This is a genomic window from Shewanella sp. 0m-8 (assembly GCF_052977265.1).
Genome location: NZ_JBRIMB010000001.1, coordinates 184,644 through 202,129, shown reverse-complemented (window position 1 = coordinate 202,129; position 17,486 = coordinate 184,644). Strand labels below are relative to the sequence as shown.

The window sequence follows — 17,486 nt, the reverse complement described above, 5'->3', positions numbered from 1 at the left end:
CCTCAGAACCAGTCATTAAAAAAGGGAGCAAATCGCTCCCTTTTTTATGAACATATAAAACCTATCAACTTGGCTACGCAAAGCTATACCCTTTACCTCTCACTGTATTGATCAATGTCTTCGGGAGTTGATTTTCTGACAGTTTACGGCGTGTATTACTGATATGCATATCAAGGTTACGATCAAACTGCCCTAGCTCTTTTTGTAAGACCCTAAGCTGCAATTCCTGCTTTGTTACGACCAAACCTTTCCTTTCAAATAAATACTTAAACAGTTTAAACTCTGTTTGAGTGAACGATACTGATTGCTCAGAGGTTGAAATCATAAACTGGTTATCATCAAAGCTAATATCTTCAGAGAATTTAAGCTGACAATCAGCATTATTTTTAATGCAGTCTATTCGGCGCATCAATGCGTTAATCCGCACCACTAGCTCACGGTGACTAAATGGCTTACTCAGAAAGTCATCGGCACCTAACTCATATATTTTAATTCTGTCCTCTTCTGTATCTAAAGTTGAGATAACGATAGCTGGTGTTTTATCGAGTCGCAGTGTTAGCAACTCAAAGCCGCTTAACTCTAGCAAATTGATATCTAACAATATCAAATCCGGCCTAATGGACTTTAGTTTATCCAGTGCATCGGCGCCGCTATTTACAACGGTGACAATAAAGCCTTCTTGTTCCAAAACAGGTAATAAAGCTTTTAGGAATACAATATCATCATCTACCAATAGAAGGTGTTTCATCTCAAACAATCTTAATACGAATAATTTTCATTAAGATTACATTGAAAGGTAAGAATTTACCAGCACCTTTGATTAACTTGGATTGATTTAACGGGATTTATCGCGATTTTTCTGATAAGGATCTGGTATTGAAAGAAGCTGAGCCGCAAGTTTTTACTGGCGGCTCTGCACTTTGTCTATGTAAGCAGGTTTAATGTTGACGTATTGACCGTAAACAACTTATTTATTCAGCATAAGCTCACGAATATATTTTACCGGTGCGCTGCCGTAACTTAAAAATTCTTCGTGGAATGCCTTTAAGTCAAAGTCATCACCTTTAAGCGTTTTATACTCTTCTCTTAAATCGTATATCTCACGGTAACCCGAATAGTAACTGGTTAACTGTACCTGACTCAGTGTTGCACGGCGCCATTTCCCTTCAGCTTCAGCTTGCTGCTGAAATGCCTCGTTAATCATAAGATCTAAAGCTTGCTCTTCAGTCATGCCGTTAACTTGAATACTGTAATCTAGGATAGTATTCGCGATGACTCGTAAGTTCCATTTGTAGTACATCAGCCACATTTCAGGCTCAAAATTGCCATAGCCCTCTTCAAGCATCATACGTTCGGTATACACAGCCCAGCCTTCTACCATCGCACCGTTGCCAAATAAACTTTTAATTAGGCTCGGCGATTCATTTGAATAAACCAATTGAGTGTAATGTCCAGGAATGGCCTCATGGATATTAAGTACCTGTAGTATCCAATGATTGTACTCTCTGAGGTAACTTTCAGCAGAGGGATCACTCATTCCATCAAGTGGTGTCACGTTATAATAGGTGTTACCTGACTTTTCATAGGGGCCAGGGGCACTAATTGAAGCGCCGGCATATCCACGCATGTATGCGGGGGTCTCACGAACCACCAAGGGCTTATTTGGATCTAGGGTGACTAGGTTCTTCTCGTTAACAAAATCAATCAGCTCTGGGATCTGCGCTCGAACTTCATCAACAAAATCTTCGCGTTTAACATGCTTGGCAGAAAGATTATTAATCAGTTGTTTAATTGCAACTTTGTCATCTTTTGGCATGGGAGTATCGAAGTATTTACTCCAAATTTTCTTGGTGATTTTGGCCATTTCGGCCTGAACTCGATTTTTGTCTTTGACAGCTTTTTCATAAAGCGCCTTACCTGACATACCCGCTTGTATATCGTAGGTAAACTTTTGTTCGTACAGTTTCTCACCAATACGGAAGCTTTTCGCGCCCTCGACCTCAAGTTTAGCCTCTAATGCAGTTAACCAATCAATGTGTTCATTAATTGCCATGGTCACTTTATTAAAACGATTAGCAAATAACGCCTTTTCAGCGTTGGATAAACTCGACGCTAAAACTTGATTCAGTAGATCATTAGAAAAAACAGAGAATGCGCCTTGGTTTTGCATTATCGCGAGTTGCGTGTGTTCAATCGTTGGGTTTTGAATGTTTTCTCTTGCTGCAGCGTAATAAGCTGGCACATTTTCCATTCTTGCTAACACTGAACGCAAACGCTCACTAAGCGGGGCAAAGTCTTCATTAATAATCTGGGCAAATCCACCAGAGACGTTATAACTGGCAGGGTTCCATTGCCATGACTTGAAGGTGTCAATGTTCCACTTCATTTCGGCAAGTAAGTTTTCGATAAGACGGTAATCGGTCAGTGTCGCTGGTGACATGAGTTTAGGGTCAAACTTAGCTAACGCTGCTTGTTGTGTTTGAATAAACGCTAAACTCGCTGCACGGGTTTCAGCATTAGGAACCTTTAACACACCATCATATTTATGAAAACCACTATAAAGTGCCCAAGTTGGAGACTCTATCCATAACGCATCAATAAAATTTTGACTGAACTGGGCAAATGCTAAGTTTTGATCGGTGATCTCAACCGCCACTTGCTCAGTTGTAGGCTGACTTTGACAGGCTGTTAAGCCCACAAGAGATAACGCAATGGCCAAAGGCAGTGCGGCTTTTTTCATGGTGTGGTCCCTTAATTTGTTAGAGCGTGGTCTACTGCCACTTTAAAATCCGCTCCAGTAAATCATGTTCTGTGCATATTTTCAGTAACTAAAATCAGTTTGACAACCTTTGTTACACAACAAAGGCTGTCAAAGCTCGGCACTAAAAATTGTCTTTTAGCGTTACATTCTCGCTAAGGGTTCACATCTTTATTCTGATTGCATTCGACCTGCTTCTAGGTTGGCTTCAACCCAGGCCAATACTTCTGCAAAACGGTAATGCTCAAACTGAGCAAAACCTTTAGCCTGCCGTAGCTTTATCTTGGTAAATATCGGCGTCGTCAAACCACATAAAAACCTGCTTAATAATACTGGAGATAGGTGTTTAGCCAACTTTTCAATTGCTTCACGGCAAATATCATTAAAATAGAAGTCGGTTAAAGGCTTAAGGGGTTGCGGTGCAGGTAAGCGCGCAAGATTACCTAGGCATACACTACAGTGACCACAAGGGGCTGTTAAGTGAGGATCGGCGAAATATTGTGCCAGCTGTAAACTTAAACAAACTTCGCTGTCGAAAAAGTCGACTAACTGATTAATTCGGCTTATTTCACTCTGCTCTTTAGTGCTAAATCGGTCGAATAAACGCGCCGCGAGCGAATCGTTGATATTAGCGCTATAGATGTCATAAACCTGAGTTAATTGCTTACTTTGTAATTCTATAAGTTGCTTTTGATGTAGGTAATCGAGTGCTTTAATGGCACGATCTCGGCTATTTGGGAGTGTTTGCTCCAGTGCACTGAAGTTGGCGCTGTACCAAAGTTTGGCTTTATCAGAACTGTCGATAACAGCATTGATAAACACTTGACGCTGCGGATCAAACTTTGACAAGAGCTCATCGATAGGACATAAAACTTTAAAACGATAATCGGCAAAATAACTGTACTTAGGCTTAATCACCCGCAGCATTTCAAGGTACACCAGTAAGGTTTTTAAGCTTAATGCACGGATGTTTGAGGCCGTTGATAGTTGGTTAAGCATCAGCTCCCACTGCGTGCTTACGGTTGACGCTTGACGGATTTCATCTAGGACAAATTCAATGGCACTAGGCTCTGGCGTATCACCATACACAAAGTTTTCTAGCACGTTAAGATTGTCACGATTAGCCAGCACTAGGCAGTCAGAGCTTAAGCCGTCTCGTCCAGCTCGACCAATCTCCTGGGCATAATTTTCAATCGATTTGGGTAGGTCGTAATGCGCCACAAAACGGATATCACTTTTATCAATCCCCATGCCAAACGCGATCGTTGCGACAATAATGGGTACCTCACCCGCCATAAACTGATTTTGTATGGTTTTACGTTTATCGCTATCCATTCCTGCATGATAAGCAACAGCTGAAAAACCTCTATTAACTAACGCTTTAGCTACAGTCTCAGCTGTTTGCTGTAGGGTGACGTAGACAATGCCACTTTGATTCTGATCCTGTTTTTGAACCAACCAATCACTTAAGTAACGTATTTTATCCTGTGCGCTTATTCCTACCGCATATAAATTAAGGTTAGCGCGATAAAAACCCGTTAGGGTAATACATTGCGGCTCTATGCCAAACTTACTGCCCATATCCTCGATAACTTTCGGAGTTGCAGTGGCTGTTAACAACAGGACTTGAGGGATATTAAGTTGTCTTTGATACGCTGGCAGTTTGAGATAATCAGGTCTAAAGTTATGGCCCCACTCAGAAATACAGTGCGCCTCGTCGATCACTAACAACGAGATGGGAACCGATGAAATAAAACGTCTAAAACGCTCATTGTTTAGACGCTCAACCGAGATCATTAAAATTTTAATCTGCCCGTCAGTCACACCTTGGATCACGGCACTGGACTGTTCATTTGTTTGTGTTGAATCGATTGATGCCGCGGGGATCCCTTTGCGATTAAGAAACTGTAATTGATCATCCATCAGCGCAAGTAACGGTGAAACCACTAAAGTAAGGTGAGGTAATGCAAGTGCTGGCAATTGATAGCATAAGGATTTACCCGAGCCCGTAGGGAAAATCGCCGCCGCGCTTTTTCCGCTCAACACGTTGTTAATAACATCGCCCTGCCCCAATCTGAACTCGCTAAAACCGAAATAGCGATTAAGTAACGCCAGTGCGTTATCCATATAAAATCCTGTATGATTTTTTGTAAATGTGATGATTATTTAGTTGTTGCGATGCCTTTAACGGGGCGTTTTTTCACTAGTCTAAAATAGGCTTTAACCGGGTTATGATCAGAACTTGAGGTGATGATTGATTCAGCTTTTACTAACTCTAGTCCTCGATAAAATATATGATCAAGCTGGTGACCAAGAATGGTTGTTCTAGAGTCAACCTCAGGAATAACTTCAGTTAAACCTGTGCGCTTTGCCAATTGTTTAACCGTATCCAATCGAGTATCGCTCCAGGTATTCATGTCACCAGCAAAAATGACAGGTCCATGATGATCTTGCATCGCTTCTTCCACTACCCGTAACTGAGATAGGTACTCTTCTAGACCGATGGTGAAGTTAATACTATGGATATTGATCACTAACAGTTGGCTTTGATCTGACAGTAAGTAATACGACACCAACATTGATTTTGGGAAATTGATATAAGGTTCAGCCTTCCTAAACACGCAACTACTCATTGCGGGTTCTCTCGTCAAATTCATCACTCCAACGGGTTCGCCATCAAAACTAAATGCCTGCGCCAGAATCATAGAAAGCTTTTGTGACTCCACAAAGCTCTTGAGCTCTTTGGTTAACTGCGCCTCTTGAAGTAACAACAGATCAGAACGTTCTACGAGTTGCTTTAAGGTATCATCCCAACCGTCGCTGTTTTGCTTATAAAGATTCCAAGTAGTGATATCGAGCTTGCCGAACCTATCGAGCGACGCTTTGGTTGGTTTTGTCATACACTGGGCCTGCACACCTGCAGGATTATCGTTACTAACGAGAATATCGTCAGAGGGAATAACCGATGCGTCGTAGACATAAATAACCACGGCTACAGCTGCGATAAGTGCTAATAAAATGAGTTTACGGATAATTTTCGCCATAATTGACTTATTCAGCTCTGTTTTTAGATTTAAAGTAATCTTTTCATTATAATAGCTTATTACGCTTAATCACATAATCATTCTAGACAGGGATTATTCGCTCAAGCACCCTCCAACGCTCGCCCGCACTTGGCTTTGAGTGACTAAGGATAAATTTATCAAACACAATATGTATGAGTTTTATCAGCTACTAACCATAGCAGGCGTCTTTGTGTACTGGTTGATAATTGCTGGTATTAGTATTCGTGTCGTTGCCAAACGGCGAACGATTGGCGTATCACTCGCTTGGTTAATGATTATCTATATTGTCCCGTTAGGCGGTGCTTTTGCTTACTTACTTTTTGGTGAGCTCAATTTAGGCAAAAAAAGAGCGCTTCGAGCAGAGCTGATGTTCAAACCTTATGGAGAGTGGTTTAAAAAGCTCTATGAGTACCGAAAGTATCGCCCTCATGTTGCCAGCCTATATGGTCAATCAATCAGTGCCATTTGTGAAAAGCAAGTCGGGATCCCTGCATTGGCCGATAATAATTTAACCCTGTGCAGCGAAACCTATGAGATTTTAGATAATCTTATTGAAGACATAAACCAAGCGACTGAAACAATATTATTAGAGTTTTACATCTGGCACCCCGGCGGCAGAGCCGATGATGTTGCCCAGGCGCTCATACAAAGTGCGGCGCGAGGCGTGAAAGTACGCTTACTACTCGATGCGGCGGGAAGTCGACACTTCTTCAAAAGCCAATGGCCAAAACTCATGAAACAAAAGGGTGTTGAAGTCGTTAGCGCGCTAGAGGTATCACCTTTTCGTATGTTCTTTAGACGCTTAGATCTCAGATTACATCGAAAAATTGTTGTCGTAGATAATCAAATTGCCTATACAGGCTCAATGAATTTGGTCGACCCTAAGTTTTTTAATCAAGACGCGGGCGTCGGACAATGGATTGATGTCATGGTTAGGATCACTGGCACGTCTGTCCCCGTACTCAATAGTATTCACGCCTGGGACTGGGAAGTTGAAACCAACGAACGTTTTCTTCCAGAGCAACCCAAGTGCTTGTCTCATGAAGACAGTGAAATTACCGATTTAGTGCAAGTTATTCCTTCAGGGCCTGGCATGCGCGAAGAAGTGATCCACCGTGTGCTACTCCAAAGTATATATCAGGCTCAAAAAAGTATTGTTATAACAACGCCCTACTTCGTTCCCAGCGATAACTTACACATGGCATTGATTATTGCCGCACAGCGTAATGTTCAAGTTGATATTATTGTCCCAGATAAAAATGACTCATTGATGGTTGAATGGGCAAGTCGCGCATTTTTCAGCGAGCTCTTAGAGGCTGGGGTCAACATACATAGATTTAAAGGTGGCTTACTGCATACCAAGTCAGTTGTTATCGACAGTAATCATTGCTTAATCGGCACAGTTAACTGGGATATGCGCAGTTTATGGCTTAACTTCGAGGTGACACTCGCTGTCGATAACCTTGTTTTCACTCAAAAGCTTGAACAGGTTCAACAGGATTACCTTAAAGATTCAAAGAAGATTTCACCTCAGGAATGGGCAAAGCGCTCTATTGCTAGCCGCACCGCTGAGCGAATATTTTATCTTTTTAGTCCGTTACTCTAACCATCTGGGTAGTTTTCGCTGAACTTTTGAACAGAACTTTTGAACAGAACTTTAGCCAGTACTCTTACTCAGAGCCCTTGCTCATTACCCCGAGGTCTAGCCTAGAAAGCTAGGCCTGATAGTAGTTATCGCTTGAATGCGATATTTGGCAACATTATGAATAAAGTTTTTATTATTGGCCTTCCGCGAACTGGCACTACAAGTATCAGTGTTGCTATGCTCGATTATGGTTTTAAAGTCGCCCATACCGCATATACTAAACAGGCATTTCATTTAGCCGACATCATTTCAGACTCTCCCTGTTTTTGTGATTATCAACAACTGGATGGGCTCTTTCCCAACTCCAAATTTGTTTACCTTGAGCGTGATTTGTCGCAATGGGTTCCCTCTATGCAGATGCTTATCAATAAAATGAAGGCACAGCTGGATCTGAAAACGGGTACGTTTAACCCGATCCTTAAACGGACCTTTAACAATACGTTCGATCTTGCTATTGCAAAAGAACCTGATGATGCAGAGCATCTAAAAGCCTGTTACTTACGTCATCAACAACAAGTCATTCATTATTTCGATGGCCGTGATGATTTCATTCGTATTAATGTTAGCCATCAAGATAGCTTAACCCGCATGCTGAGTTTTCTCGGTATCGGATTCGAAGGCACGCCAAAGTTCCCCCACTTAAATATCGGAAAAAAAGTGGCTTGCTGGGCGGAGCATAAGCATCCGAATAAAGTGAATTCAAATAGTGCGGGGATCGAAAATAGAAAGTTTTTTGATTATGCAGCTAAACGATAAGCCCTTAACTAAACTGATTAAAAGCCCTGTTATCAAACTATTAGTAACAGAGTGAAAGTAACAGATAATTCGTAGCACAAAGAGTTACCGGTAGGTATATAGATAGACAGCTAAGTAACAGACAGCAAAAAGCCCGTTATCTTGCGATAACGGGCTTTTCTAATATGGCGGTGAGCGAGAGATTCGAACTCTCGTTAGGGATTAACCTAAACACACTTTCCAGGCGTGCGCCTTCAGCCACTCAGCCAGCTCACCGATGCATTATCTTTTACGTGTTTAAGCACCACGATTGCTACCAAAAATCTTTTACAATAATTGCTTAGCAACGGAGCGCTACTTTACTGAAAAGGCCTTATTGCGTCAAGCCAAATAGCGCTATTACTCTTCGTTTGCACAATTGATGGTCAATTAAAAGATTTACTCGACGAATAAAAATAAAATAGCCTGCTTTGTAGGCTATTTTATTTAAAATCAATTGCTAAAGTTTAAGCATTACCTTTAACTTTCATATTTAAAGAAGCCGCAAAATCCAGCATTCTATCCAGTGGTTTGAGTGCATCGAGGCGCAATTCATCGTCGACAAAGATCTCATGCGCACTCGCGTCTTTATTCTCTAACGCACTTTCAATTGCTTTGAGGCCATTCATCGCCATCCAAGGGCAATGTGCACAGCTCTTACAAGTCGCGCCATTTCCACCTGTCGGTGCAGCAATTAGCTCCTTGTTAGGGGCTGCCTGCTGCATCTTATAGAAGATCCCTTTATCGGTAGCCACGATAAACATATCGTTATCCATGGTTTGGGCTGCTTTAATCAACTGACTAGTTGAGCCAACTGCATCAGCGAGTTCTACTACGCTAGCGGGAGATTCTGGATGCACTAAAACAGCGGCATTGGGATGTAACTTCTTCAGTTCACGCAATGCTTTGGCTTGAAACTCATCGTGGACAATGCACTCGCCCTGCCACATCAACATTTCAGCACCGGTTTGTTTTGCAATATAACTACCTAAGTGGCGATCTGGGCCCCAGATAATCTTCTTACCTTCGCTATCGAGATGCTCAACAATTTCAAGTGCAATGCTCGATGTCACAACCCAGTCTGCACGAGCTTTTACTGCTGCGGAGGTATTAGCATAAACCACTACAGTATGATCTGGGTGAGCATCACAAAACTCGCTAAAGGTCTCAATTGGGCAACCAAGATCGAGCGAGCAAGTGGCTTCCAGTGTTGGCATTAACACCGTTTTGTCTGGACTTAGGATCTTAGAGGTTTCACCCATAAACTTAACGCCAGCAACAATTAATGTTTTAGCGGGATGATCACGGCCAAAACGGGCCATCTCTAATGAGTCAGAAACACAACCGCCGGTCTCTTCCGCTAAAGCTTGAATTTCTGGGTCGGTATAATAGTGCGCAACCAAAACCGCATCTTTTTCTTTTAAAAGCTGCTTAATTCTGGCTGTTGATTCAGCTTTCTCACGATCGGATAAAGGAGCAGGCTTGGGTGGAAAAGGATAGTCAATATTTTCGATAATTGGGGCGAATGCGCTCATAGTAAAACCAATGGGCAATAACAGATTAGCGGAATTATACGGAATAGTTAACAAATTTAAAACTACTACAGGGCTAATAGAGATAAAAAAGGCGCTATCACTAGCGCCATTTTATCACGTTGTTGATAGCTATCGCATAGCTAGCAACATTTCTTGTGGCTGTTCTAAATAGTGTTTCCACAAGTTACAAAAACGAGCAATGGTACCACCATCAATTACCCGGTGATCGCCAGACCAACTCACCTGCATGATCTTACGCGCTTCGACTTCGCCTTTCTCATTAAAGCGCGGTAGCATTTGCAGTTTACCTAAGGCGACTATCGCTACTTCAGGCTTATTAATGATTGGTGTTGCCACCGTACCACCCAATGCACCGATGTTTGAAATTGAAATACTGCCACCTTTAAGATCCGCTGGAGATACCCTGCCACTTCGTGCAGCATGAGTTAAACGCGTGATCTCAGTAGCGATTTCAAGAATCGTTTTATCTTGTACATCTTTTACATTAGGCACAAGTAGACCCACTTTAGAATCAACTGCCATGCCTATGTTATGGCTTGCAAGATAAGTCTGCTCAGTGCAGTCAGCATTAACTCGGCTGTTCATATCTGGAAATTGAGCCAGTGCCAGTGACATAGACTTCATAAAGAAAGGCATCATGGTGAGCTTGAGCTCGTCTGATGAATACTTTTTCTTCATGCTTTCACGTAGTGCAACTAAATCGGTTAAATCAAACTCTTCGCAATAGGTAAAATGTGGGATCGTTGATACAGAGTCCATCATCATTTTCGCCATCACGGCGCGTACACCTTTTATCGGCTCAACTCTATCGGCGTGGTTTTTAACCTGCAAGTTTTCAACCTGTGCGTGTTGAGCAACTGCCACAGTTTGCGCCGTTGCCTTAGCCGTGCTGACTGCGTCAGTGATACCTGACTGCATTGCCGCGCCGCCAAGGTGGTGACGCTCAATATCTTCCTTATACACCCGGCCATTTTTACCAGAGCCACTCACCGTTGAGATATCAATATCTAGACTGCGAGCCAAACGTCGCACCGCAGGGCTTGCTAGCGCTTTGCCTTGTGGCACTATTTCATTTGTTGTTACTGATGCATTAGCAAGTGTATCGACGGTGCTAGTCTTGCTTGCATCAGTGACATTTACACTGTTTGCATCTGATACAACTTCAATGGCAAATAGCGGCTCATGCACACGTGCCAGCTGGCCTTTACGGTAATGTAATTTACTAATTTTACCTTTTTTTATGGCGGGTATTTGCACTAAGGCTTTATCGGTCATCACATCGGCAATAGGCTGATCTTCAACGACCATATCACCTTCGTTAACGAGCCATTCGACAAGTTCACACTCAACAATACCTTCACCGATATCGGGCAGTAAAAACTCTTCAATAGTCACACCTGCAGTGATCGCTACGGAAGGACTTGTTTGTACGGAGGCAGTTTCGACAAAGTTTGTGTCACTTATCGAGCTCTCCCCTGAAGCAGCGCTTGGCGTCACTTGCAGCTCTTCTGTTACATCGACAGAATAAAGCGGTGCGTGCACCAAAGCGATTTCACCTTTGGCGTAATGAAGCTTAGTAATAACACCGGCATTGGGCGCAGGAATTTGCACTAATGCTTTATCGGTCATCACATCGGCAATAGGTTGATCTTCAACAACACTATCACCCTCTGCTACCAACCATTCAACCAGCTCACATTCAACAACGCCTTCGCCGATATCCGGAAGGATAAAATCTTTAATCATGGCGGGCTCCTAAAATTTAACCGAAGCTTTGATTGCTTCAAACGTCTTTAACGCATCTGGCATATATTCTTTTTCATGGATCAAAGGATACGGTGTATCTAGACCACAAACACGGGCAATTGGCGACTCAAGGTACAAGAAACACTCTTCTTGAATTGTTGCTGCGATTTCACCTGCGAACCCACCCGTTAATGGTGCTTCGTGGTTAATCAGTAAGCGACCAGTCTTTTTTACTGATGCCGCGACAGTATCGACATCCCAAGGAGACAAGGTTCTTAAATCGATTATTTCACAAGAAATACCTTTTTTAGCCGCCATTTCAGCCGATTTTTCAAGGATCTCCATCTGAGCTCCCCAGCCTAGAAGCGTGATATCAGTCCCCACTTTCACGACTTCCGCTTTACCGAGTTCGATAACGTAGTCACCTTCGGGTACATCACCAACTGAGGCGCGATATAAGCGTTTAGGCTCGAAGAATATCACCGGGTTTTTATCACGAATAGAGGCGATTAATAAGCCCTTCGCTTGCTCTGGATTACGCGGCACAACCACTTTAAGCCCTGGTGTTTGAGTAAAATAAGCTTCTGGTGATTGCGAGTGATAGTGACCGCCTGCAATTCCGCCACCATATGGAGTTCTAAAGGTCAGCCCGCCCACATCAAACTCGTTACCACTGCGGTATCTAAATTTGGCACTTTCATTAACGATTTGATCAATTGCAGGAAAAATATAATCGGCAAATTGGATCTCAGCGACAGCCGTCATGCCATTTGATGCTAAACCATTGGCAAAGCCTGCTATGCCTTGTTCGGTTAACGGCGTATTAAAACAACGGTCGCGTCCAAACTTTTCTTGTAGGCCAGAGGTTGCTCTAAAGACCCCTCCAAAGTGACCGACATCTTCGCCAAACACTGTCATTGTTTCATCTGTTTCCATTTCCGAGCTCAGCGCTTGGTTAATGGCTTGCAACATATTCATTTGAGCCACGGCTTATACTCTCCCTGCGCTTTTTGGATAGGATTCTGGATATTTTTTAACGTGTTCTTTCAGCTGTGCTAACTGTTTTTTAAGTAAAGGAGTTGGCGTATCGTAAACATCTTCGATGATGCTATCGAGATGAGGCGTGGGTATTTTTTCTGCCACTTTGAGTTCAGATAATACCTCTTCACGGTATTTCACATACAGATCGGCATCTTCTTGCTCATTCATCCAGCCTTTATTGATCATCCAAAGTTTGAAGCGTTTTACTGGATCGTGTTGTTGCCACTTTGCTTCTTCATCTTTAGAGCGGTAACCCGATGGATCATCTGAAGAAGAGTGTGCTCCCAAGCGATAGGTCATAGCTTCAATAAGTACTGGCGCGTTATGCTCTAATGCATAGGCACGAGCTTGTTGCGTTGCCGCAAGTACGGCCAACATATCGTTACCATCAACACGGATAGTATGCATGCCGTAACCCACGCCACGACTGGCGATACCGTTACCTTTGAACTGCTCTTCTGTAGGTGTAGAAATTGCGTAACCATTGTTACGGCAAAAGAAAATAACCGGAGAATTTAACACTGCAGCCATGTTGAGGCCCGCATGGAAATCACCTTCAGAAGCCGCACCTTCACCAAAGTAACAGATAGCAATATTACGCTTACCTTGTCTTTTAAGGCTATAAGCCACACCTGTTGCCTGGGGGATTTGAGTTGCTAGCGGCGAAGAAATCGTTTGATAGTTAAGTGCTTGGCTGCCGTAATGGATTGGCATTTGACGGCCTTTACCAAAGTCTTTCTCATTACTGAACATTTGGTTCATAAATTGTTCAGTCGTAAAACCTCGGTAACGCAGCGCTGCATGTTCACGATATTGCGCTAAGATAACGTCGCCATCATCGAGGGCGGCTGTGCTACCAATAATAGAAGCCTCTTCACCAGTACAAGTCATATAGAAGCTAATTCTACCTTGACGTTGTGCGCCCAACATACGCTCGTCTAATACTCGGGTAAATACGCAAGTATCATGGATCTGTTTGGCTAGCTTTTCGTCTATTACAGGCAATACGGCGCCTTCATAGGCGGTACCATCTGCTTGTAACACTTTTAAAATCGGGATCGACAGTGAGTCTTTATCAAGAAAGCTCACGCGATGGACTGTTTCTGCATTCGTTGTTGCGTTGCTCATAATGTGCTCTTGTTATTGTTGGTGCCGCTAAACGACTAAATACGGCGCCTTGCTATTCTAATACGCGGGAAGAACATTACGTTAACGTAAACTAACTCTCAACACTTCCCATCATTGAAACCACAACTAAGCATGTCTGTGCATGTATATATTGGTTTACATGCGCAGTTATTCAGTTTGAATTTAGTCCAATTGACTTTCATCGGCAGGCTTTAAACACAAAACCGTCCGCTGCCCTACAGGTACTTTTGCATTTGGAAAAACAATCGATTCAAACTCTTGTTCGATTTTGACTTCTTTGCCGCCCTCTTTCGCTAAGGTGTATCCTCTTGGAAAAGCAGTAAAGTTTTCAACATCGTTAGCGAAGCTAAATTCAAAATCATCAAAATGTTTATTTACCGAACGGCAAACTTGATACAGATTTAAGCGTTTCATATCAAAGTCGGGTAACTGTAGATCTTTGCCCGTCATTAATAGTGTTAGCATCTCTTTCATCGCAATAAAGCGCGTCATATCATTTTGCCCCATAGGAAACACCTTACCCAGTTCAATGGTAAATGCGTCGGCATGATAATTTTCAGAGGAGAAATAACTGAACGTTGTCGTTGGTTCGTGGTGTAATAAAATAGTATTTACACCGCAAGATTCGAGAAACATGATCTGTTGCTTACTGTATTTACGGTTGGCGCGATAAGGGTAAATAGCAAACTTTTCATGTTTAGAGGGGCGAATTGCAGTATGGAGGTCATAATGTATTCTGTGGCGTTCGCCTGATTGAGAGGCAAAAAACTTATCGATATAATGCTCAAGTTTTTGCGCTCTTACCCGCTCAGGATTACACAAGCCCTCACCACGAGAGTACGCGCCATTAAATAATCGATTGAGATTTTCATCGATAAAGCGCGTGCCGTTATGGATAGCCGGTGGATTACCAATAAGAAATAGTATTCGCTGTTTTAGCGCGATGTTCTCACCCAGTAGTTGTGTCATGAGATCATTACACAGTTCTATCGGAGCTGTTTCGTTGCCGTGAACCGCACAAGATAAGACAATATCTTTGGTGTGCTTAGCATTAATCGGCTCAAACATGATAACACCCGTGTCCCACACTTCTACTCGGATCTGATTATCAAGCTCAAACTCGAACGTTTCTGGTAAATATTGTGGATGTGCCAGGGTAAGCGCTAAAAAGTCCTTAGACTGTTTCAATTCGTGAAACACAAACTACTCCTTATTTGTGGTACGTCAGCTTTATATTCCGAGAAATCATTAAGCAACAAGCATTTGTTTCTACGGCATTCTGAACTGATTCTGCCAAGGATAATAGCATATTTGCCCCTCTATTCGGGTACAGATTTTATCGAGATAGTATAACTAATAATCAACGAGTCTAATTTCTGCTTGCATAAGCCAAAAAAATAAAACAAGATAAAGACATCTAGCCATCCAAACGGCTACTAGGCAAAGTCATCAACATTCAAGAGCAGCACTAAGGGGTAAACTATGGCATTGGCAACATTCGGCGCAGGTTGTTTTTGGGGAGTTGAATATTTCTTTAGAGAAGTCGAAGGTGTCATTGATTGTACTTGCGGTTATATGGGCGGTAAGGATCAATACACTCGCTACCAGCAAGTAAAAACCGGCACAACCGGTCATGCAGAAGTCGTACAAGTTAAATACGATCCTGCCATTGTGTCGTTTGATGATTTGCTCAATGTTTTCTGGCAAAACCATAACCCAACTAGCCTTAATCAACAGGGTGGAGACATAGGAACGCAGTATCGAAGTACTGTTTTTTTCCACGATAAGCAGCAGAAACAACTGGCTGAGATCTCAAAACTGGCTTTGATTAAAAGCCAAAAATGGGGTGCGAGACACGTGGTAACTGAAATCGTCCCTTGCCAGCAGTTTCATCACGCCGAAGAGTACCATCAGAATTACCTCGCTAAGAACGAATTACCGAGCTGCCACATCAGCTACTAGTCATCGCCCCAACGCCAAATGAAGCAAAGGCGCTAACCCCAACATGCTCACTAATGCTTATAAACAGTAAAAGGCACCCGCAAGGTGCCTTTTTTAGTCATTACTGATGAGTATATTTTTTGCTGTATTTGTTACTTTAATGCTTGAGCGACAATCTGCTGCGCATCGTCTAACAGCTTAGCCAGATGGGCTTGGCTAACAAAACTTTCACCATAAAGTTTAAATAAGGCTTCGGTACCCGATGGGCGAGCGGCAAACCAGCCTTTTTCAGTGACAACTTTAATACCACCAATAGCAGCGCCGTTGCCCGGTGCATGGGTCAACTTTTGTAAGATAACGTCTCCGGCAAGGGTATTCGCCGCAATCGTATCTGCTGAAATCTTCGAAAACTTAGCTTTGTCTTCAAGGCTCACAGGGCTATCGATGCGTTGATAAAAACTCTTACCAAACTGCGCTTCTAGTTCATCGTATCGTTGTTGTGGTGTTTTACCGGTCACAGCCAAAATTTCAGCCGCTAACAAGCATAAAATAAAGCCATCTTTATCGGTACACCAGGTGTTGCCATCTGTTCTTAAAAACGCTGCGCCAGCACTTTCTTCACCGCCAAAAGCAAAATCACTATTGGCTAAGCCTTCAACGAACCACTTAAACCCTACTGGTACTTCAGACATCTGTTTATTGTGCATTTGACAAACTTTATCAATCATCGCACTAGATACTAAAGTCTTACCTATCACCATCTGTTCGGTCCAATGAGGTCGATGGGTCACTAGGTAATCAATCGCAACCGCAAGGAAATGATTGGGATTCATTAATCCACTGCCTGGGCAGACAATGCCATGACGGTCAAAGTCAGGGTCATTACCTAAACAAAGATCAAAATTATCTTTATGCTCTAAAAGACCGGCCATTGCATAAGGTGATGAGCAGTCCATGCGGATCTTGCCGTCTTTATCCAGAGGCATGAAGCTAAAACTTGGATCGACTTTGTCGTTAAGCACTGTGATGTCGATACCATAATACTTTGCTATCGGTGACCAATAGTGAACCCCAGAGCCACCGAGAGGGTCGACGCCCAAGCGGAGTTTCGCATCTGCAATCGCCTGCATATCAACGACCTGACTTAAGTCTTCAACATAAGGTGAAATAAGGTCGGCTTCTATTATATATCCACTATCAAGCGCGGCGCTGTATGGAGTACGCTTAACGCCCGCTAAATGCTTAGCAAGATATTCGTTGGCTCTGCCTTCAATCCAGCTGGTGATTTCGCCTTCAGCGGGTCCACCATGGGGAGGATTGTATTTAATACCACCATCTTGAGGCGGATTATGGGAAGGCGTTACAATGAGGCCATCGACTAAACCGTCTACTGGATTATTGTTGGCACAAATAATCGCATGAGACACCACTGGAGTCGGTGTGAAACCATCATTTTTATGAACCACAACGCTAACTTCGTTAGCCACTAACACTTCAACAACCGACATGGCTGCGGGTTGTGACAAGGCATGTGTATCAATACCTAATATCAACTTACCCGTGATATTGGCTTGCTTTCGATAATCAGCAACTGCTTGAGCAATGGCAACAATATGTGCTTCATTAAAGCTTTTTTGCATCGCACTTCCACGATGACCCGAGGTACCAAATGTCACTTTTTGAGTTACATCTCTCACATCGGGCGTTAAGCTATAATATAGGCTAACGAGTTTGGGGATATTGACCAAATCCTTTTGCTCAGCAATCAATCCTGCTCTCTTGTGTGTAGCCAATTACCCTCTCCTTTATTT

13 protein-coding genes and 1 tRNA gene are annotated in these 17,486 nt (G+C 42.8%); 3 read left to right on the top strand and 11 right to left on the bottom strand.

What is annotated here, in order from left to right; translation table 11 throughout:
- Window positions 1-73: 73 nt before the first annotated feature.
- The 4 genes from ACVBIO_RS00900 to ACVBIO_RS00885 form a co-directional block, all read right to left on the bottom strand.
- On the bottom strand, window positions 74-748 hold the full coding sequence (locus tag ACVBIO_RS00900) for a response regulator transcription factor (RefSeq protein WP_447162771.1): 675 nt from the start codon (window positions 746-748) through the stop codon (window positions 74-76).
- Window positions 749-967: 219 nt separating this feature from the next.
- A complete protein-coding gene (locus ACVBIO_RS00895; protein ID WP_447171780.1) occupies window positions 968-2,740 on the bottom strand; it encodes a DUF885 domain-containing protein in 1,773 nt (590 codons plus the stop codon).
- A gap of 189 nt (window positions 2,741-2,929) precedes the next feature.
- A complete protein-coding gene (locus ACVBIO_RS00890) occupies window positions 2,930-4,885 on the bottom strand; it encodes a RecQ family ATP-dependent DNA helicase (RefSeq protein WP_447171779.1) in 1,956 nt (651 codons plus the stop codon).
- A gap of 35 nt (window positions 4,886-4,920) precedes the next feature.
- Entirely contained in the window at window positions 4,921-5,802 is an 882-nt protein-coding gene (locus ACVBIO_RS00885) for an endonuclease/exonuclease/phosphatase family protein (RefSeq protein WP_447171778.1), read from the bottom strand.
- A gap of 169 nt (window positions 5,803-5,971) precedes the next feature.
- Between ACVBIO_RS00885 and cls the strand changes: the two genes are divergently transcribed.
- Window positions 5,972-7,429 (top strand): cardiolipin synthase, encoded by a 1,458-nt coding sequence (cls, locus tag ACVBIO_RS00880; protein ID WP_447171813.1) that lies wholly within the window; start codon window positions 5,972-5,974, stop codon window positions 7,427-7,429.
- A gap of 156 nt (window positions 7,430-7,585) precedes the next feature.
- Window positions 7,586-8,224 (top strand): sulfotransferase, encoded by a 639-nt coding sequence (locus ACVBIO_RS00875; RefSeq protein WP_447159208.1) that lies wholly within the window; start codon window positions 7,586-7,588, stop codon window positions 8,222-8,224.
- Window positions 8,225-8,389: 165 nt separating this feature from the next.
- Here the strand turns inward: ACVBIO_RS00875 and ACVBIO_RS00870 are convergent.
- The 6 genes from ACVBIO_RS00870 to astE all read right to left on the bottom strand — a co-directional run bounded on the left by ACVBIO_RS00870 (window position 8,390) and on the right by astE (window position 14,934).
- Window positions 8,390-8,479, bottom strand: a tRNA-Ser gene (locus ACVBIO_RS00870).
- Between the two features lie 230 nt (window positions 8,480-8,709).
- The gene (gene nadA / locus ACVBIO_RS00865) at window positions 8,710-9,777 is read right to left on the bottom strand and encodes a quinolinate synthase NadA (protein WP_447159207.1); all 1,068 of its coding nucleotides are present in this window, start codon (window positions 9,775-9,777) and stop codon (window positions 8,710-8,712) included.
- A 129-nt stretch (window positions 9,778-9,906) separates the two neighbouring features.
- Window positions 9,907-11,544: a dihydrolipoyllysine-residue acetyltransferase gene (locus ACVBIO_RS00860; protein WP_447171777.1), complete on the bottom strand. Its 1,638-nt coding sequence runs from the start codon at window positions 11,542-11,544 to the stop codon at window positions 9,907-9,909.
- Window positions 11,545-11,553: 9 nt separating this feature from the next.
- A complete protein-coding gene (locus ACVBIO_RS00855) occupies window positions 11,554-12,531 on the bottom strand; it encodes an alpha-ketoacid dehydrogenase subunit beta (protein WP_447171776.1) in 978 nt (325 codons plus the stop codon).
- 3 nt (window positions 12,532-12,534) lie between these two features.
- Window positions 12,535-13,713 carry a thiamine pyrophosphate-dependent dehydrogenase E1 component subunit alpha gene (locus ACVBIO_RS00850; protein WP_447159204.1) on the bottom strand — a complete coding sequence of 393 codons (1,179 nt, stop codon included), beginning with the start codon at window positions 13,711-13,713 and terminating at the stop codon, window positions 12,535-12,537.
- Between the two features lie 183 nt (window positions 13,714-13,896).
- Window positions 13,897-14,934 (bottom strand): succinylglutamate desuccinylase, encoded by a 1,038-nt coding sequence (gene astE, locus ACVBIO_RS00845; protein WP_447159203.1) that lies wholly within the window; start codon window positions 14,932-14,934, stop codon window positions 13,897-13,899.
- Window positions 14,935-15,216: 282 nt separating this feature from the next.
- Here astE and msrA point away from each other — a divergent pair, with 282 nt between their 5' ends.
- Window positions 15,217-15,696: a peptide-methionine (S)-S-oxide reductase MsrA gene (gene msrA, locus ACVBIO_RS00840; RefSeq protein ID WP_447159202.1), complete on the top strand. Its 480-nt coding sequence runs from the start codon at window positions 15,217-15,219 to the stop codon at window positions 15,694-15,696.
- Between the two features lie 131 nt (window positions 15,697-15,827).
- On the opposite strand, the gene pgm is transcribed toward msrA, so the two are convergent.
- Window positions 15,828-17,468 carry a phosphoglucomutase (alpha-D-glucose-1,6-bisphosphate-dependent) gene (gene pgm, locus ACVBIO_RS00835; RefSeq protein WP_447171775.1) on the bottom strand — a complete coding sequence of 547 codons (1,641 nt, stop codon included), beginning with the start codon at window positions 17,466-17,468 and terminating at the stop codon, window positions 15,828-15,830.
- Window positions 17,469-17,486: the final 18 nt, after the last annotated feature.